Annotated in this window: 16 protein-coding genes; 7 read left to right on the top strand and 9 right to left on the bottom strand. The window is 67.2% G+C overall.

The features are described 5' to 3' along the window. Together Q0627_RS01335 and Q0627_RS01330 are read right to left on the bottom strand one after the other, a co-directional pair. Positions 1–334, bottom strand: a 334-nt coding sequence (locus Q0627_RS01335; RefSeq protein ID WP_298807273.1) for an acyl-ACP desaturase, incomplete at its 3' end; no start/stop codon positions are given. A 139-nt stretch (positions 335–473) separates the two neighbouring features. Beyond that, complete coding sequence (locus tag Q0627_RS01330) at positions 474–998, bottom strand: nuclear transport factor 2 family protein (protein ID WP_291012129.1); 525 nt, start codon at positions 996–998, stop codon at positions 474–476. 165 nt (positions 999–1,163) lie between these two features. Here Q0627_RS01330 and Q0627_RS01325 point away from each other — a divergent pair, with 165 nt between their 5' ends. Beyond that, positions 1,164–2,561, top strand: a complete 1,398-nt coding sequence (locus Q0627_RS01325; RefSeq protein ID WP_291012131.1) for a wax ester/triacylglycerol synthase family O-acyltransferase — start codon at positions 1,164–1,166, stop codon at positions 2,559–2,561. Here the strand turns inward: Q0627_RS01325 and Q0627_RS01320 are convergent. Both Q0627_RS01320 and Q0627_RS01315 read right to left on the bottom strand, forming a co-directional pair. Further along, the gene (locus Q0627_RS01320; RefSeq protein WP_291012133.1) at positions 2,558–4,582 is read right to left on the bottom strand and encodes an NAD(+) synthase; all 2,025 of its coding nucleotides are present in this window, start codon (positions 4,580–4,582) and stop codon (positions 2,558–2,560) included. The genes Q0627_RS01325 and Q0627_RS01320 overlap by 4 nt on opposite strands. A gap of 69 nt (positions 4,583–4,651) precedes the next feature. After that, positions 4,652–5,701 (bottom strand): MBL fold metallo-hydrolase, encoded by a 1,050-nt coding sequence (locus tag Q0627_RS01315; RefSeq protein ID WP_298807271.1) that lies wholly within the window; start codon positions 5,699–5,701, stop codon positions 4,652–4,654. 179 nt (positions 5,702–5,880) lie between these two features. Here Q0627_RS01315 and Q0627_RS01310 point away from each other — a divergent pair, with 179 nt between their 5' ends. Next, the gene (locus Q0627_RS01310) at positions 5,881–7,032 is read left to right on the top strand and encodes a CaiB/BaiF CoA-transferase family protein (protein WP_291012138.1); all 1,152 of its coding nucleotides are present in this window, start codon (positions 5,881–5,883) and stop codon (positions 7,030–7,032) included. A gap of 3 nt (positions 7,033–7,035) precedes the next feature. On the opposite strand, the gene Q0627_RS01305 is transcribed toward Q0627_RS01310, so the two are convergent. After that, positions 7,036–7,899: a GNAT family N-acetyltransferase gene (locus Q0627_RS01305; RefSeq protein WP_291012140.1), complete on the bottom strand. Its 864-nt coding sequence runs from the start codon at positions 7,897–7,899 to the stop codon at positions 7,036–7,038. 737 nt (positions 7,900–8,636) lie between these two features. Between Q0627_RS01305 and Q0627_RS01300 the strand changes: the two genes are divergently transcribed. The 3 genes from Q0627_RS01300 to Q0627_RS01290 all read left to right on the top strand — a co-directional run bounded on the left by Q0627_RS01300 (position 8,637) and on the right by Q0627_RS01290 (position 10,793). Further along, positions 8,637–9,311: a YcnI family protein gene (locus Q0627_RS01300; RefSeq protein ID WP_291012142.1), complete on the top strand. Its 675-nt coding sequence runs from the start codon at positions 8,637–8,639 to the stop codon at positions 9,309–9,311. After that, a complete protein-coding gene (locus Q0627_RS01295) occupies positions 9,304–9,855 on the top strand; it encodes a copper resistance protein CopC (RefSeq protein WP_291012144.1) in 552 nt (183 codons plus the stop codon). The genes Q0627_RS01300 and Q0627_RS01295 overlap by 8 nt, the downstream gene beginning before the upstream one ends. A 62-nt stretch (positions 9,856–9,917) precedes the next feature. Then, positions 9,918–10,793, top strand: a complete 876-nt coding sequence (locus Q0627_RS01290; RefSeq protein WP_291012192.1) for a CopD family protein — start codon at positions 9,918–9,920, stop codon at positions 10,791–10,793. Between the two features lies 1 nt (position 10,794). Here Q0627_RS01290 and Q0627_RS01285 read toward each other — a convergent pair whose 3' ends face one another. After that, the gene (locus Q0627_RS01285) at positions 10,795–11,712 is read right to left on the bottom strand and encodes an alpha/beta hydrolase (protein WP_291012146.1); all 918 of its coding nucleotides are present in this window, start codon (positions 11,710–11,712) and stop codon (positions 10,795–10,797) included. 127 nt (positions 11,713–11,839) lie between these two features. Here Q0627_RS01285 and Q0627_RS01280 point away from each other — a divergent pair, with 127 nt between their 5' ends. Further along, positions 11,840–12,730: an alpha/beta fold hydrolase gene (locus Q0627_RS01280; protein WP_291012148.1), complete on the top strand. Its 891-nt coding sequence runs from the start codon at positions 11,840–11,842 to the stop codon at positions 12,728–12,730. On the opposite strand, the gene Q0627_RS01275 is transcribed toward Q0627_RS01280, so the two are convergent. From Q0627_RS01275 to Q0627_RS01265, 3 genes are all read right to left on the bottom strand, one after another. Continuing rightward, positions 12,705–13,280, bottom strand: a complete 576-nt coding sequence (locus tag Q0627_RS01275) for a metallophosphoesterase family protein (protein WP_291012150.1) — start codon at positions 13,278–13,280, stop codon at positions 12,705–12,707. The genes Q0627_RS01280 and Q0627_RS01275 overlap by 26 nt on opposite strands. 154 nt (positions 13,281–13,434) lie before the next feature. Next, complete coding sequence (locus Q0627_RS01270; protein WP_324387716.1) at positions 13,435–13,749, bottom strand: hypothetical protein; 315 nt, start codon at positions 13,747–13,749, stop codon at positions 13,435–13,437. Between the two features lie 143 nt (positions 13,750–13,892). Continuing rightward, positions 13,893–14,558, bottom strand: coding sequence for a hypothetical protein (locus Q0627_RS01265; protein WP_291012155.1), 666 nt, complete (start codon positions 14,556–14,558; stop codon positions 13,893–13,895). Positions 14,559–14,628: 70 nt separating this feature from the next. Between Q0627_RS01265 and Q0627_RS01260 the strand changes: the two genes are divergently transcribed. Continuing rightward, complete coding sequence (locus Q0627_RS01260) at positions 14,629–15,333, top strand: helix-turn-helix domain-containing protein (RefSeq protein ID WP_291012157.1); 705 nt, start codon at positions 14,629–14,631, stop codon at positions 15,331–15,333. Positions 15,334–15,455 lie beyond the last annotated feature (122 nt).

Genomic DNA, 15,455 nt, shown 5'->3' with positions numbered 1-15,455 from the left:
TGCCGTGCCGGTTCTCCTCGGCGGTCCAGCGGCCCACCCAGTAGCCCCACGCCGAGTCCATCGAGAAGTTGTCGGCGATCACCCGGTGGTAGGACGGCAGATTGTCCTCGGTGAGCAGGTTGGTGATCATCGCGGCCTGGGCGACGTCGCTGAGTCGGGACTGCTCGGGCTCGTAGTCGACACCGCCGAGCGCGGCGAAGTTACGGCCCTCGTCCCACGGCACGTAGTCGTGGGGATTCCAGTCCCGCGCCGCCTTCAGGTGGCGATTCACGTTGGCCTCGGCAACGGACTCCAGTTCTCGGAGGAGTTCCAATTGCGTCAGTTCACGAGTCATTACAGTCCTTCGGGCGGATCAGAGTGTGGGCCGGTCGGTGCCCTACCATACGGCACACTCGGGCGCACGCCCAAGTCCAGGTTACGGTTCCGTAGCCTGGGTGTCGGGTGCGTGCGATCCGCTTTCGAAGGGTCTGTTGTCAGCTTCGGCGCCGGAACATCGCCCCCGGCCCGGTCATCCATTCACGTGCCGCGTCGTCGAGAGTTCCCAGCTCCAGTGCCTTTTCGCACCAGCGCATCGCCGCGATCGCGAACTTGAGCGGGTTGTAGACGTCCTCCTCGCGGCTCCACAGGCCGTCGCCGGCGTAGGTGAGGATGGTGATGTTCGTCGCAGTGATGGCGGTGCCGTCGCCGGGGTCGCGCATCGGGTTGTCGACCTCGCAGATCACCCGGCCCCGTTCTTCGTCGACGACATGCCACAGCGACGGATAGCCGGTCATGTGGCTACCGGGGAAGGCAGTCATCGTCCGCCAGATCCATTCGCGGATCTCCTCGCGGCCGTGCATGGTGCCCAGGGCATGTTCGATGTAGTCGGCGTCGACGGTGAACTGCTCGGCGAACCGGTCCCAGTCGCGGCTGATCGCGATCTCGGCGACGGTCGCCTGGAATGCGGTGAATGCGGCGTCGAGTTCGGCGGCGGTGAATCGGGGCGAGGTGGATGTCATCGCCCATAACCTAGCAAGCGCTAGGTTGTTGTGGCGAGACCGTTTCAGTATCCCGCGATGGTCGGGGTCCGCAGTCTGCAATGATCGTGACGCGCCCGCTCGTCGGCGGTGTGCGATGGAAAACTGGCCCGGCGCCGTCCGGGTGTGATGGAGGTGCGCGGACCGATGGAACGTCTGAGCGGTTTGGATGCGTCGTTTCTGTACCTGGAGACCCGATCGCAGCTGATGCACGTGGTCGGTGTCATCGAGATCGACCCGTCGACGATGCCCAACGGCTACTCGTTCCACGCGATGCGCGACGAGCTGAGCCGCCGCATCTCAGCGATGCCCAACTTCCGGCGCAAACTCGACAACTCGCTGCTCAACATCGACCACCCGGTGTGGGTCGAGGACGCCGACTTCGACATCGAGAAGCATGTGCGGCGCGTCGGCGTGCCCGCCCCCGGCGGCGAACGCGAGCTCACCGAACTGATCGGCCACATCGCCGGCCGCGAACTGCACCGCAGCAAACCGCTGTGGGAGATGTGGGTCATCGAGGGGATGTCCAACGGCAACGTGGCAGTGGTGCTGCGCATGCATCACGCCAACGTCGACGGCGTCACCAGCGCCGAGATGCTCTCGCAGCTGTGCACCATCACCCCCGAGCCGCCGCAGCTCGACGCCGACAAGATCAAGGAGACCGCGGGCGGCACATCGCGGCTGACGATGGCAGTCGGCGGGGCGCTGAACTTCGTGCAACGGCCGTTGGCGCTGGCCCGGCTGCTGCCCGGCACCGTCCAGGTGCCGATCGGCTGGGCCAAACGCGCACTCGAGGGTTCGGCGATGCCGCTGCCGTTCCAGGCTCCCGGCACGCCCTTCAACGCTCCCATCACGCCGCACCGCTCGCTCGCGCTCACCCAGCTGCCACTCGACGACGTCAAACGCATCAAGAACAAGTACGGTGCCAAGATCAACGACGTGGTGCTGGCCATCGCCGCGGGCGCGTTGCGGACGTACCTGGACAATCACGGGGGTCTGCCGGACCGGCCGCTGGTGGCGATGGTGCCGGTGTCGGTGCACGGCACCGACGAGACCGCACTCGTCGAATCCGGGACCAACAAGGTCAGCGGCATGTTCACCCAGTTGGCCACCGACGTCGATGATCCGGTGGAACGCGTCGACCGGGCTGCCGAACTGGCCCGGCGGTCCAAGGACCATCACGCTGACATCGACGCCAACATCCTGCGGGCGTGGGCTCAGTTCGCGCCCGGTGAGATCCTCCAGCAGCTGATGAAATCCTATGGTGGGCGCAAACTTTCGGCGCTGCACCCACCGGTGTTCAACGTCGTGGTGTCCAATGTTCCCGGTCCGCCGCTGCCGCTGTACTACCTCGGCGCGCGCGTGGTGGGCGTGTACCCGCTCGGCCCGATCTTCCACGGTCTCGGACTCAACATCAGCGTGTTCTCCGTCGACAAGTCCATCAACGTCGGCCTCCTCGCCTGTACCGAGTTGGTCCCCGAACTCGACAAGCTCGCCCACTCCTTCGAGGACGAACTCGCCAAACTCCTCGAAACCTGTGACTAGCGGTTTTGCAGTTCGTCCAGCCAGGTGCGGGCGGAGACGTCGGACGGGGACCGCCAGTCCCCGCGTGGTGAGAGCGAGCCACCCGAACCGATCTTGGGGCCGTTGGGCATCGCGGTGCGTTTGAACTGCGCACCCATGAAGCGCCGCAGGAACTCGGCGAGCCAGTGCTCGATGGTGTCGTCGTCGTATTCGTTGCGACGGTCGGCCGGCATCATCTCCGACCACGGGCCGCGGGTGCGATCACCCCAGGCGTGCCGGGCCAGGAATGCGACTTTGCTTGGGCGGTAACCGAATCGGGTGGTGTAGTAGAGGAAGAAGTCGTGTAGCTCGTACGGGCCGACGGTGTCCTCGGTGGACTGCACCGCGCCGTCCTCTCCCGGCGGGACGAGTTCGGGGGAGATGACGTCATCGAGGATCTCCGCCAGCGTCGTCGTGGTGCGCGTGGAATACTCGCCGGTGTCGATCATCCACCGGATCAGGTGCTGGATAAGGGTTTTGGGCACCGACGTGTTGACGTTGTAGTGCGACATCTGATCGCCGACACCGTAGGTGCACCAGCCCAGCGCCAGCTCCGAGAGATCGCCGGTACCCAGCACGATCGCACCGTGATGATTGGCGAGCCGGAACAGATGTGAGGTCCGTTCGCCCGCTTGCACGTTCTCGAAGGTGATATCGAAAACCTTCTCGCCCTTGGCATACGGATGGTCCAGGTCGGCGAGCATCTGTTCGCACGAGGGCCGGATGTCGAGTTCGGTACCCGACACACCGAGCGAATCCATCAGTTCGTGCGCCCGGCGCAGGGTGGCGCCGCCAGTGGCGAACCCCGGCATCGTGTAGGCGAGAATATTGGTGCGCGGCAACCCGATCCGGTCGAACGTGTCGACGGCCACGAGCAGTGCGAGCGTCGAGTCGAGCCCGCCGGACACGCCGATGACGATCTTCTGTAACCCGGTGGACCGCAACCGTTGTGCCAGACCCTGCACTTGGATGTTGCGGACCTCGCGGCAGCGTTCGTCGCGGTCGGCGGTACCGGTGGGCACGAACGGGAACCGCGGCACCAGCCTGCGCAGGTCGTTGTCGGTGCCATCGAGGGCGCCGAAGGTGAAAGTGATGCGCCGCAACGGTTTCAGCTGTTCCCGGAAATCCCCGGCCTGGTCGCGCAGGCTGATCATCCGCAGCCGTTCCTGGCGCAGCCGGTCGAGGTCGATGTCGGCGGTGATAATCTGATCGGCCATCGAGAACTGCTCACTGCGGGCGAGGAGCGTACCGTTCTCGGTGATCAGCGCGTCGGCGTCCCACGCGAGATCGGTGGTGGATTCGCCGTATCCGGCCGCCACATACAGATGCGCGGCGATGCAGCGGGCGGAATGCCCGGTGCACAACGACTTCCGGTAGCTCTCCTTGCCGACGGTGACCGGGCTGCCCGACAGATTCGCCAGCACCGTCGCACCCGCGAGCGACGCCCAGGTGCTCGGCGGGATCGCCACCCATCCGTCCTCGCAGATCTCCACATGCAACGCGAAGCCGGGCAGGTCGGTGGCCTCGAAGATGAGGTCGGCGCCGAACGGCACCGTCTGCCCGAGCACGGTGACGGTGTTGGTGACGGCGTCGCGGGCCGCGGAGAAGTACCGCTGTTCGTAGAACTCGCGATAGTTCGGCAGATACGACTTGGGCACCACCCCCAGCAGTTCGCCGTCGCGCAGCACCGCCGCGCAATTGAACAGCGCGTCACCGACATTCAGCGGCAACCCGACCGCCACTACCGGCCGCAATCCCCGGCTCGCCTCCAGTACCTGCGCCAACCCGGTCAGCGCGGCGTCGAGAATCGCGTCCTGCTGCACCAGGTCGTCGATGCTGTACCCGGTCAGCCCCAGCTCGGGGAACACCACCAGCGCGGTGTCTTGCTCAGCGGCCTCGCGCAGCAGTTCGACGGTGCGTTCGGCGTTGAATGCCGGATCGGCGGCCCGGATGACCGGCACCGCCCCGGCAACCCGGGCAAACCCATGTGAGTAAACAGACACGGATCGAGCGTAGCGGCAGACCGCCGCTGACCTTGCGGTTGAACCCGGAAACCGGGTCTGCCGGCAAACTCAGGTGGCTGCCACCGACCAGCGTTGGGGGAGTTCGCCGTCGTGGGTGAGGATGCCGCGGGACTCCAGGACGGTGAGGTGGGCGTGGGTTTCTCGGGTGGCCATGCGTTGTAGGGGGAGGAGTAGGTCGTCGAAGGGGCGGGACCAGGACACCGAGCGGGCGATCTCCCAGGCGGTGATCTGGGGGTGCGCGGCGACGGCGGCGGCAGTCTCGTCGAAACGTTCCTCGTGATGGGACAGCAGAGTGGTGACTCGGTCGGCCAGGCCACGAAAACGGTATTCGTGCGACGGTAGTGCTTCGACGTCGGGGAGTTGTTCGGTGTGTGCGAGCGAGACGAGGTAGGCGGCGAGCGGGTCGGTCGGCTGGAAGATCGTGGTGGATACGTTGGGGCTGATCCGGGGGAGCAGGTGATCGCCGGTGAATACCGTTCCGGCGTCCTCGTCGAGAAAGCACAGGTGGCCGGGGGTGTGGCCGGGCGTCCACAAGGCTTTGACGTTCCAGCCGGGCAGGTTCAGCGGCGCGTGGTCGTCGAGTTCGACGTCGACGGTGCGGCCCTTGGGTAGGCGGGTGAAGTGCTGCATACCCGTTTCGGGGATGTCGGTGGGGGCGCCGAGACGGGCGAGTTGTTCTGTGGCCCAGTCTTGTTCGCGCTGGATCTCGGAGTCACTGCGAAAGCGCATGAACTTCGCGTCGTTGCTGTGCATCGCGAGGGTGAAGTCGGTGTGCTCCAGCAACCGGGGGACCAGCCCGAAATGGTCGGGATGCAGGTGGGTGATGGCGACGTAGCGGATCTCGCTGATGTCGTGGCCGGTGACGTGGATGCCGTCGACGAGGGCCCGCCACGACTCGTCGGTGTCCAGGCCGGTGTCGATGAGGGCCAGACCGTCGGGCAGGACCAGCGCGTAGACGAGGGTGTAGCGCAGCGGCGACACGGGCATCGGGACCGGGATCGACCACAGGCCGGGACGGACCTCCTCGATGGGCGGCATGGTCTTGGCCAGCCACGCCTCGTGCTGGCTGTGACCGGTGATCTCGATCGTCGATGTCATCGTCGCCTCCTTCGAAGGACGCCCCGGGGCTGCACTTCCATGAGATCACAGTTCCCGACAGGTGTTCGGGAAGGGTTACGATAACGAGCCGATGATGCGGTCCGCACAGCCCGGACGCCCCGGGCCGCGGGGGTGAGCCGGAATTGACCGGCCCCGGCACCATCGGCGATCGTTGCGGAATGGATCGAGAACAGGCCGGAACTCTGCCGCTGGACGGGATCACCGTCGTCACCCTCGAACAGGCCGTGGCCGCACCGCTGGCCACCCGGCACCTCGCCGACCTCGGTGCGCGCGTAGTCAAGGTCGAACGCCCCGACGGCGGCGACTTCGCCAGACGCTACGACGACGACGTGAATGGCGTTGCGTCCCACTTCGTCTGGCTCAACCGCGGCAAGGAATCGATCGCCCTCGACCTGCGCGACTCCGCCGACAATGCCCTGCTGCACAAGCTCATCGCCCGCGCGGACGTGTTTGTGCAGAACCTGGCACCCGGCGCCGCTGCCCGCCTCGGCTTCGGTGCCGACGAGCTGCGCGCCGGCCATCCGCGGCTGGTTGTGGTCGACCTGTCCGGATACGGTGACGACGGCCCGTATCGTGACCGCAAGGCCTACGACATGCTCATCCAGGCCGAAACCGGCCTCATCTCCGTCACCGGTACCCCCGACGCCGCCGCGAAAACAGGTATCCCGGCCGCCGACATCGGCGCCGGACTGTATGTCCTCACCGCGGTACTGTCGGCGCTGGTCCGCAGGGGTGTCACCGGCGAGGGCGCGGCCGTGTCGGTGTCGATGTTCGACGCCATGGCCGAATGGATGAGTCACCCGCTGTACATCCGGCTGTACGGCGACAGGCAGTTGCCGCGAGCCGGCGTCGGCCATGCGGCGATCGTGCCCTACGACCGGTACCCCACCGCCGACGGCGAGATCCTCATCGGGGTGCAGAACGAACGCGGCTGGGCGGCGTTGATGACCGATGTCCTGGGCCGTCCCGAACTGGTCGACGACCCGCGCTATGCCACCAACATCGCCCGGGTGGAAAGACGCGCCGAGGTCGACGCGCTGGTTACCGACGAAACCCGCAAGTACACCACCGACGACCTCGACGCACGCTTGGCCGCTGCGGGGGTTCCGGCCGCCGAGATCCGGGAACTCGATGGTCTGGCCGATCATCCGCAGCTGAGTGCCCGCGACCGCTGGCGCACCATCGGCACGGAGAAGGGCGACGTGCGTGCGATCCTGCCGCCGATGACGTTCGGCGACGTCGAACTCGCCATGGGCGATGTGCCCGCACTGGGTGAGCACACCGAGAAGATCCGCGCCGAACTCGCCTGACGGTTACTCCGGGGGCGGTCCGCCGACCGGCCCGAACACGTAGGCACCCGACCGCAGGAAGGTGACCGGGGAACGTTCCGGCCCGCCGATGAGCGGGGCGAGTGCCTCCCGCAGCGCGACCCGCCACCGCGCGGCGACGATCGGCTCGGTACGCCGCATCGACTCGATGTCGCCGGGCACCGGCACCACGACGGTCGCCGAGTCGGTGATCACCTCGGGTTTGCCCTGTGGGTGGTCGTGGTCCTGCAGGTCGACCGCGTACACGACACCCGGACCGCCCGGATCGACGACCGGCGGGTCGGGAACAGGAACGTCGAGCGGCCACGACATGAACAGCCGGTCGCCGGCGGCGAGATCGGTTCCGTCGGGCCGATAGAAGTCGACGAGGTACTCCCGCGGCCGTGCACCGAGTTTGACCAGGTTGAAGTAGGCGTTGCGGGACACCAGCGGATCGAACGTCCAGGTGATCTCCGACAGTCCGCGATCGATGGCCCATTGGCGTTGATACAGCTTCAGCGCGCGGCCGAGGTTGTGTCCGCGGCCCAGGCGGGAGACCCCGGTGATGTGGCTGTGCAGCGTCGTGCCGACGGGCGCGCCGAAGAACCCGACGCTGCCGCCGGCGAGCACACCGTCGATGAACGCGCCCACGACATAGTTGCCGGTGTGCGACAGCGCCCGCAGCGAGTCGGTGTCGGTCACCCGGTTGCTGGGGTCCGGGCGCCACACGTCGTCGAAGACCTTGGCCAGCGTCGCGAGATCGTCGGAGTCGGTGAGTTCGCGGATCACGACGCGCTCGGTGGCGGGGGTGTCGTCGGACTGCGCGCCTGATGTCTGCGCCGGTGCGGAGTCCGCGGGCGAAAGGGCCATACCGTCGATTCTGTCATCTGTTCCCGGCGCCGGTGGCCGTTCCCGATTGCGGTGTGTCCGCGAACCGGACACGGGCGCGGGTGGCGGACGTGGGATGCTGTACCGCGTGAGTTTCGAGCGAGGAGATGTGCTGCCCGTCCGGGCTGCTGTCGTCCTCGCAGTTCCCGCTCTGGGTGCCGCGGCCCACGGTTCGGCGGGGGGCGAATCCGCGTCGGCGTCGAACCTGGTCCTGCTGACCGGTGTCGGTGCGGTCTCCGCGATCGCCGCCGCCCCGTCGCAGCAGAGCGCTGCCGCCGTTCTGCGTCGTCCGGCGCCGACATGGTTACGGTTGGCCGCGGTCCTGTCGGCGGCGCAGGCCGCCGCGCACGCGCTGCTCGCCGCCGGTACCCACCCGATGCCCGGGCACTCCGGCGGCGTGTCCTGGCCGATGAGTGCCGCGCACGCGGTGGCCGTCGCGCTGACCGCGGTCGTGATCGTGATCGCCGCGCAACTGGCACAGCTCGTCGGCGCGGTGCTGGTCGCTGCTCGCAGGCTCGTCACCGGCCGGTATGCCCAGCGACGATCGGCACCGCGGATCGCCGGGGTCGTGCGGGTGGGGCCGACAGCGTTGCTGACCGGCGCAGGCGGTGTCCGGGGGCCTCCGGGAATGGTCGCAGTCTCCTCTGTAGTCGACCCGCGCGCCTGGCCCGAAGCCTCGGCGCGCACCCGATCTTGCCTGAAAGGCTTTGAACTCCATCATGTTTCGTATGAATCGATCTTCGCTGACGGCACTGTGTGCCGTCGCCGTCGTGGGCGGCGCGAGCACCACTCTCGGCGCCGGTGCGGCCGACGCCCATGTCAGTGCCAACGCCCCGACTCTCACCCAGGGTGGATACGGGGTGGTGACCTTCGTCGTGCCCAACGAGTCCGACACCGCGGCCACCACCGCCCTCACCGTCACCCTGCCCCGGCTCAAATCGGCTCGCCCCGAGATGATCAACGGCTGGAAGGCCGAGGTCGCCAAGGACCCGAAGACCTCGGAGGCCACCTCGATCACCTGGACGGCGTTGCCGGGTACGTCGGGTGTCCCCGTCGGCCAGTTCGGCCAGTTCCGTGTCGCCGGTGGCCCGTTCCCCGAGAAGAAGACCGTCGAACTGCCTGCCGTACAGACGTACGCCGACGGCCAGAAGGTGAACTGGAATCAGCCGACCAAGAGCAACGGCGACGAGCCCGATCATCCGGCACCGACACTGACACTTCCCGTCGGCACCGGCGGCCACGGGGGTCACGGCGAGTCGTCGGCCGAGGACGCCGACGACAGCTCGGACAGCACCGCACGCTGGCTCGGCGGGGCGGGTCTGGCCGTCGGCGTCATGGGTGTGGCGTTCGGTCTGGTCGCCTCACGGCGTCGCAGAGTCGGTGGTCATGCGTAGCCGGTATCCGGCCACGGTGGTCATGCGTAGCCGGTATCCGGTTGCGGTGCTTCTGCTGCTCCTGGCCGCGTTGCTCGGTGTGGCGTCGGCCGGGACCGCTGCTGCGCATTCGTCCCTGAAGTCATCGGTGCCGGCCGAGGGAGCGCAACTGTCGGCGGGTCCGCCCGAGGTGGTGCTGACCTTCAACGAGCCGATGCAGGAGCAGTTCGCGGTGCTCACCGTGGTCGGACCGGACGGCAACTTCTGGCAGGACGGCAAGGCCACCGTCGACGGGCCGCGGTTGAGCGTCGTGCTGCGCCCGCTCGGCCCGGTCGGCACCTACACCGTCAACTACCGCATCACCTCCGCCGACGGACATCCGGTCGAAGGGCAGCGGCGATTCACGCTCACCGTCGCCGGGACCGGGACACCGGGTGCGTCGGCGAGTGACGAGTCGGACTCGGGCAACGGGGTTCCGGTGTGGCCGTTCGTCGTCGGTGCGGTCGTCGTGATCGGTACCGGCGTGGGAGCGATGGTCGCGATGTCACGCCGCCGCAGGAGCTGACACTGTCGACGAACCCGGCCGACGGCCGTTCACGGGTGCTGCTGGTGGTTGCCTGCGTGCCCATGATGGTCGTCGGTCTGGTCGCAGCCGCGGTGCTCGGCGCGGCCGGAGATTCCGCGGACCCAGCCGGCGCGACAGCGCTCCCGGCTGTCGCGGCGCTGGCCGCGGCGACTCTGTTGGTGGGTTTGGGCGGAATGCCCACGCTCGGCACCGAACCTTCGCCGACGGCGATCGGTGTGACGGGCGGGGTATGGGCGGCCGCGTCGCTGGTGGCGGCGTGGGCCCGGGCCGCCGATCAGGTGGGCACCGGTATCGGCGACATCGGCGTCGGACAGTTCTCCGAGGTGATGAGCCACGGCGCACCTGACCTGGTCGCGGCGGTATGCGCGCTGGCGGTGGTGGGATGGGCATGCGCCCACCTGCTCACCGGCGCGGTCGTGCCTGTGCAGGTGGTGGCGATGCTCGGTGGCGTCGGACTCGTCGCGGTGGCGATCTCGGCGCACCCCGGCACGCACGCGGTCATGCCGGTGCTGGTGGCCGCACACGCGCTGGCCGCGGCGTGGTGGTGCGGCACTCTCGCCGCACTGGTGTTGACCGTGCGCGGCCGGTCCGGCTGGGCGCGGAGCCTGCCGCGGTTCTCCGAACTCGCCTTGTGGGCTGTGCTGTTGCTGGTGTTGTCCGGGATGGCGTCGGCCGTCATCGAACTGGGGTCGGTGACAGCGCTGGCCACCACCGGCTATGGCTTGATCGTCGTCGGTAAATCGGTAGGGCTGTGCGGGCTCGTCGCGTTGGCCGCCCGGCACCGTATCACCTGGGTGCCCGCCGCAGTACGGCACAAAAGCACTCAGACCCAGGCCATCCGCCGCGCCGCGATACAGCTCGCGATGATGGCGGTGGTCCTGGGTCTGGCGGTGGGGCTGTCGGTGACAGCTCCCTGAACTACTTCTTGGACGGCCGTTCGATGTCCCACACGGCGTTGAGCTCGTCGATGATGTCGGTCGCCTGATGCAGCGTCGACAGGTGACTGTCGCCGGGCAGCGGGTACAGCTTGGCGTCGGGCAGCAACGACACCATGTGTTCGCCGTGTGAGAACGGGATGATGTGGTCGTCGTCGCCGTGCCACCAGCGCACCGGCACCTTGATGTCGGAGACCTGGAAACCCCAGTCGCTGGCGAAGGCCAGGATGTCGGAGAACGGGGCGGTCATCTGCCTGCGTCCGCCGAAGATCAGGTCGTCGAGGAACATCGCCGAGAACTCCGGCCGGTTCAGCGCCTCGCGGTCGGCTTTGGTGGTGGTCAGCCCGTACAGTTTGACGGCCGGCCCACCGAAGGGCTTGGCCACCGACAGGATCGAACTGAGCACCTGCCCGATGGGGGCACCCGCGACCCGGACCAGCGGTGCGGCACGCACACCGAGTTCCATCGCGCCGCCGCCGATGCGTTCGGGACCGACGGTGGGCGCGACACCACCGAGGATGCCGGCGGCCACCACCCGGTCGGGGAACGCCGACGCCGTGGCGAGGGTGTACGGTCCGCCGCCCGAGAGGCCGATGACCGCGAACTCATCTATGTCGAGCGCGTCGGCGACCGTGATCAGGTCGTTCGGGAACTCCGAGACCGACTTGTACCGGTATGCCGTCGATGCTCCGACACCCGGCCGGTCCAGACCGAGGAGCCGGAACCCTTTCTCCGCAGCGTAGGCGCGTGCCTGAAGAGGGATCTGACGACGTGCGCCGGGAGTGCCGTGCAACCAGAAAAAGGTTCGTCCACCGGGCTCGCCCCACTCGGCGAAACCCATCCGCCTGTCATCGCCGACTTTGATCGACCCTTCGATCTTCGGACGTTCGACTTCCATCATGGGAAACAGAATGGCATGTCTTGTATCACACTGTCACCATCGGGTCCTGCTGATCACGAAAATCGGGTTCGGTGTGCTTGCTATTGAGCGTTCCCGAGTGGCGATCGGTGCGCGTACCGTTCAGGGGGTGAGTCCAGAGTTGCTGCAGCGCACCCGGCGCAGTGTGCGTCATCTCGTGCGTCCCTACCCGCTGCGGGACCTGCCCGCCGGGACGATGCTCGATCTGCCCGGCCGCGGGCAGACGTTCGTCACCGACTCCGGGCCCAAGGACGCACCGGCTGTCATCCTGCTGCATTCGGTGCTGACCACCGGACTGCTGTGTTGGTATCCGGTGATTCCGGCCCTCAACGAGCGTTACCGCGTTATCACCCTCGACCATCGCAGGCATGGCCGGGGTATCGCCTCCCCCGACTTCTCCCTCGATGACGCCGCCGACGACACCGTCGCAGTCGCCGACGTGCTCGGCGTCGACAGGTTCACCGCCGCCGGCTTCTCGATGGGCGGCGGTATCGCACAACTCATCTGGCGCCGGCACCCCGGACGGCTCAGCGGTATGGTGCTGTGCTCGACCGGCCCGTTCTTCTCCGAACAGGATCCGCGCGTGCAGGCGATCGCCGACAAGGTGGGCAGGTTCTCCGCCCCCGTGTACCGGGTGCTGCCGAAATCCACCCGGCTCGACGACATCGGTGCGCACACCACCGTGTGGGCGTTCCGGCAGTTTCTGTCCACCTCGCTCGCCGATTTCGGGATGTTCGGAGAAGGCCTGGGCCGCTTCGATTCCCGCGACTGGCTCGGCGACATCGACGTCCCTACGTCGGTGGTGGTGTCCACCCGGGACAAGGTGGTGCCGCCGGCGCGGCAGCAACTGCTGCTCGACGGCATCCCCGGGGCGAGGCGTTTCGAGGTGCCCGGCGGCCATGCCTGCTGCGTACTCGGCGCCGAGGACTTCATCGAACCGTTCGGCGCCGCAGTCGACGTCGCGGCGGGTCGCGTCACACCCGTACCGCCATCTCGGTGACCAGTTCGTCCTCCGATGCCGGGCGCAGCCCCCAAGCCTCCAGGCTGACACAGACACTTCGTTTGCCGCTGCGCCGTCGGCTGCTGTGGGTATGTCCGTGCACCAGCCACATACCCAGGTCGGGGAGCTGGAATTGCAGGAACTTGTCGCGTTCGTGCTCGTCCGGGGTGCCCGCGTAGGGGAAATGGCTCAGCAGTACTCCGTGTTCGCCGATCTTGGTGCGCGCATGTTGCTGTACCGATTCGAAGACATCGGCGAAGTCGGCGGCGTGCCGCTGAGCGTTGCGGTACATCGGATTGACGGGGTCATGATTGCCGGTCACCAGATGCAGGGGGACCTCCAGTGTGCTCAGTTGCTCCAGAGCGATGTGCATGCTCGCGATGCCGCCCGAACAGATGTCACCGAGGACCCACAGCACGTCGTTCTCCGGATCGAGCCGATAGAGCTCAGCCATCACCGCCGCGTCGTGCGCACCGGTGGTGTCGAAGCCGCGCAGACCGGCCAGCTTGCTGTGGTGCAGGTGCAGGTCCGCGGTGAAGTAGGCAGTCATCGGGTTTCTCGGTGGGGGCATGGGATGAATATTCGGCCGATGGTACTGCGCGGGTTCGGTCTCGGCGAGCGAATATGTCGGGGCTGCGCGTTGGTTGTCGTCGTATTTCTCTGCCGCAGAGGGCTATTGGTGCAATAGTGTCCCGTCGGGGGCGTCACGCCCGGACCTCGACGGCGACCAGCAGCGGAATGATCAGTGCGATCACGACAGCGCCGCGCACCAGACTCAGGCGTTCCCAGAGCTTGCTGCGTCGCCGCCACACGTCGGCCGGCATGTCGTTGTCGGGATCGGTCAGTCGCAGCAGGCGCGGAACAAACCATATCGCTGTCGGAACCAGAACTGCGAGAACATATCCCGCACCGGTGAGGGCGATCGGGTTGCGTGCCACGTTGTTCCAGTTGGTGGCGACCGCGGCCAGGATCATCACGATGATGACGTGATGGATGACGATCCAGAAGCGTTGTGGCATAATGCGGTACGGTCCTTTCCACATCGACAGCGACTCCGGTGGGTGAGACGCCCACACCGGGATGATGGCCAAATGTTCGTAAACAACTGCACCGCAAAGGATTCCCCATAGGGCAACCGCGGTGTATAGCGTGACGGCGGCCATCATCGCACCGCTTCCATGGCCGGTGCCGTGGGTGCGGCGGGTGCGGTATGCCGCGTGAGCAACCGGATCCCTGTTCCGAGGTACCAGAGTGCGATACCCGCCGACGCCGGGAACAGCACCACGAATCGCACACCCTCGCTGATGGCAGTCAGCGGTCCCGCGAACGCGTAGGCGACGCCGCAGAGCACTGCGATCGCGGCCAACGCGCGGGCTGGCCCGGTTTGTGACTGCCGGGCGACGTAGACGGCCAGCGCCGCGGTGGTCAGCCCGAGGGCCGGCGTCGCGACGGTCTGCAACAACAGGTGAGTGTCGAGGATCGGCGTCGAATCACCGTGTTCGAGATGGCTGAGGTCGGATGCTGCCGCGGTGTGGGGGAGCAGTTCGGCCGCGCCGAGTCCTGCGCCGGCGGCCGCCGCCCAGATCCAGGTCCGGCCCGCGAGTCCGAATGTGCTTGTGCGGGCCGTGGCGATCAGTGTTACGGCGATGAGGACCAGACCCGCGCAGGACGCGAGATGCGATCCCGCCCAGGAGTTCTGGGACAGCATCGACGCGATGTAGGCGTCCTTGGTGTCGCCGGAACCGCGTGGATGCAGCATCCCGCCGACGGCGTACAACCCGCCACCGGCCACCAGTCCGATTCCCAAGACTTTCGCAGGTTCGATCATCGCTCCTCAATTCATTAGAGATGTATTGAGTGAATATAGACCGACTCCGGCTGGGTGTACAGTGGCGATCGTGCAAACGCCCGACAATGCCGGTCAGGCCGACGCCCGGCCGTACCGATCGGCGCTACGGGCCCAGCAGGCCGAACTCACGCGGTCCCTGATCACCCGGGCCGCCCACGAGAGTTTTCTCAAGAACGGGTGGTCGGGCACCAGCGTGCGTGCCGTGGCGGCGTCCGCCGGTGTTTCCGAGGCAACGGTGTACGGCACCTTCGGTGGCAAAGCAGGCTTGGCGATAGCCCTCGTCGACAGCGTCGATCTCGAAGCCGACACCGAACGTGCCGGCGCAGAACTGGCCGCCGCAGCAGGTGATCCGCGCGGCCAGCTCGCCGCCGTCGTCGGCTTCGACCGCCGACTGTTCGAGAACGGCGGCGCCGTGATCCGCATCATCGCCGCCGCCCGCTACGACAACGCCGACCTCGACGCCGCCTACCGCGAAGGCCGGCAACGCGGCGACACGGTCCGCCGCGAGGTCTTCAGCAACTGGCCCGCCGGCACCTGGCGCGATGGCGTCGACCTGGAACAAGCCCTGGACATCTTCGCAGCCACCTGCTCGATGGCCACCTTCGACGCCCTGCACCTCGAACGCGGATGGAGCCCCGACCGCATAGAAACCTGGTGGAACCAGGTCCTGGCCGAGCAGTTCTTCGGAGTGGGATCGTTCGAGGCTCCCGAAGATCGATCTCGGTCGCCCCGTGGCCGAGATCATCGACGGTAAACGTGAGGATCGTCCGTGACGACGAAATCCCCGCCCGACCATACGGGTCAGACGGGGATTGTTGAGTGCCCCCACCAGGGCTCGAACCTGGGACCTGCGGATTAAAAGTCCGTAGCTCTACC

This window comes from uncultured Gordonia sp., assembly GCF_937858515.1.
Taxonomy (GTDB): domain Bacteria; phylum Actinomycetota; class Actinomycetes; order Mycobacteriales; family Mycobacteriaceae; genus Gordonia.
This window is presented reverse-complemented; position numbering and strand designations above follow the sequence as displayed.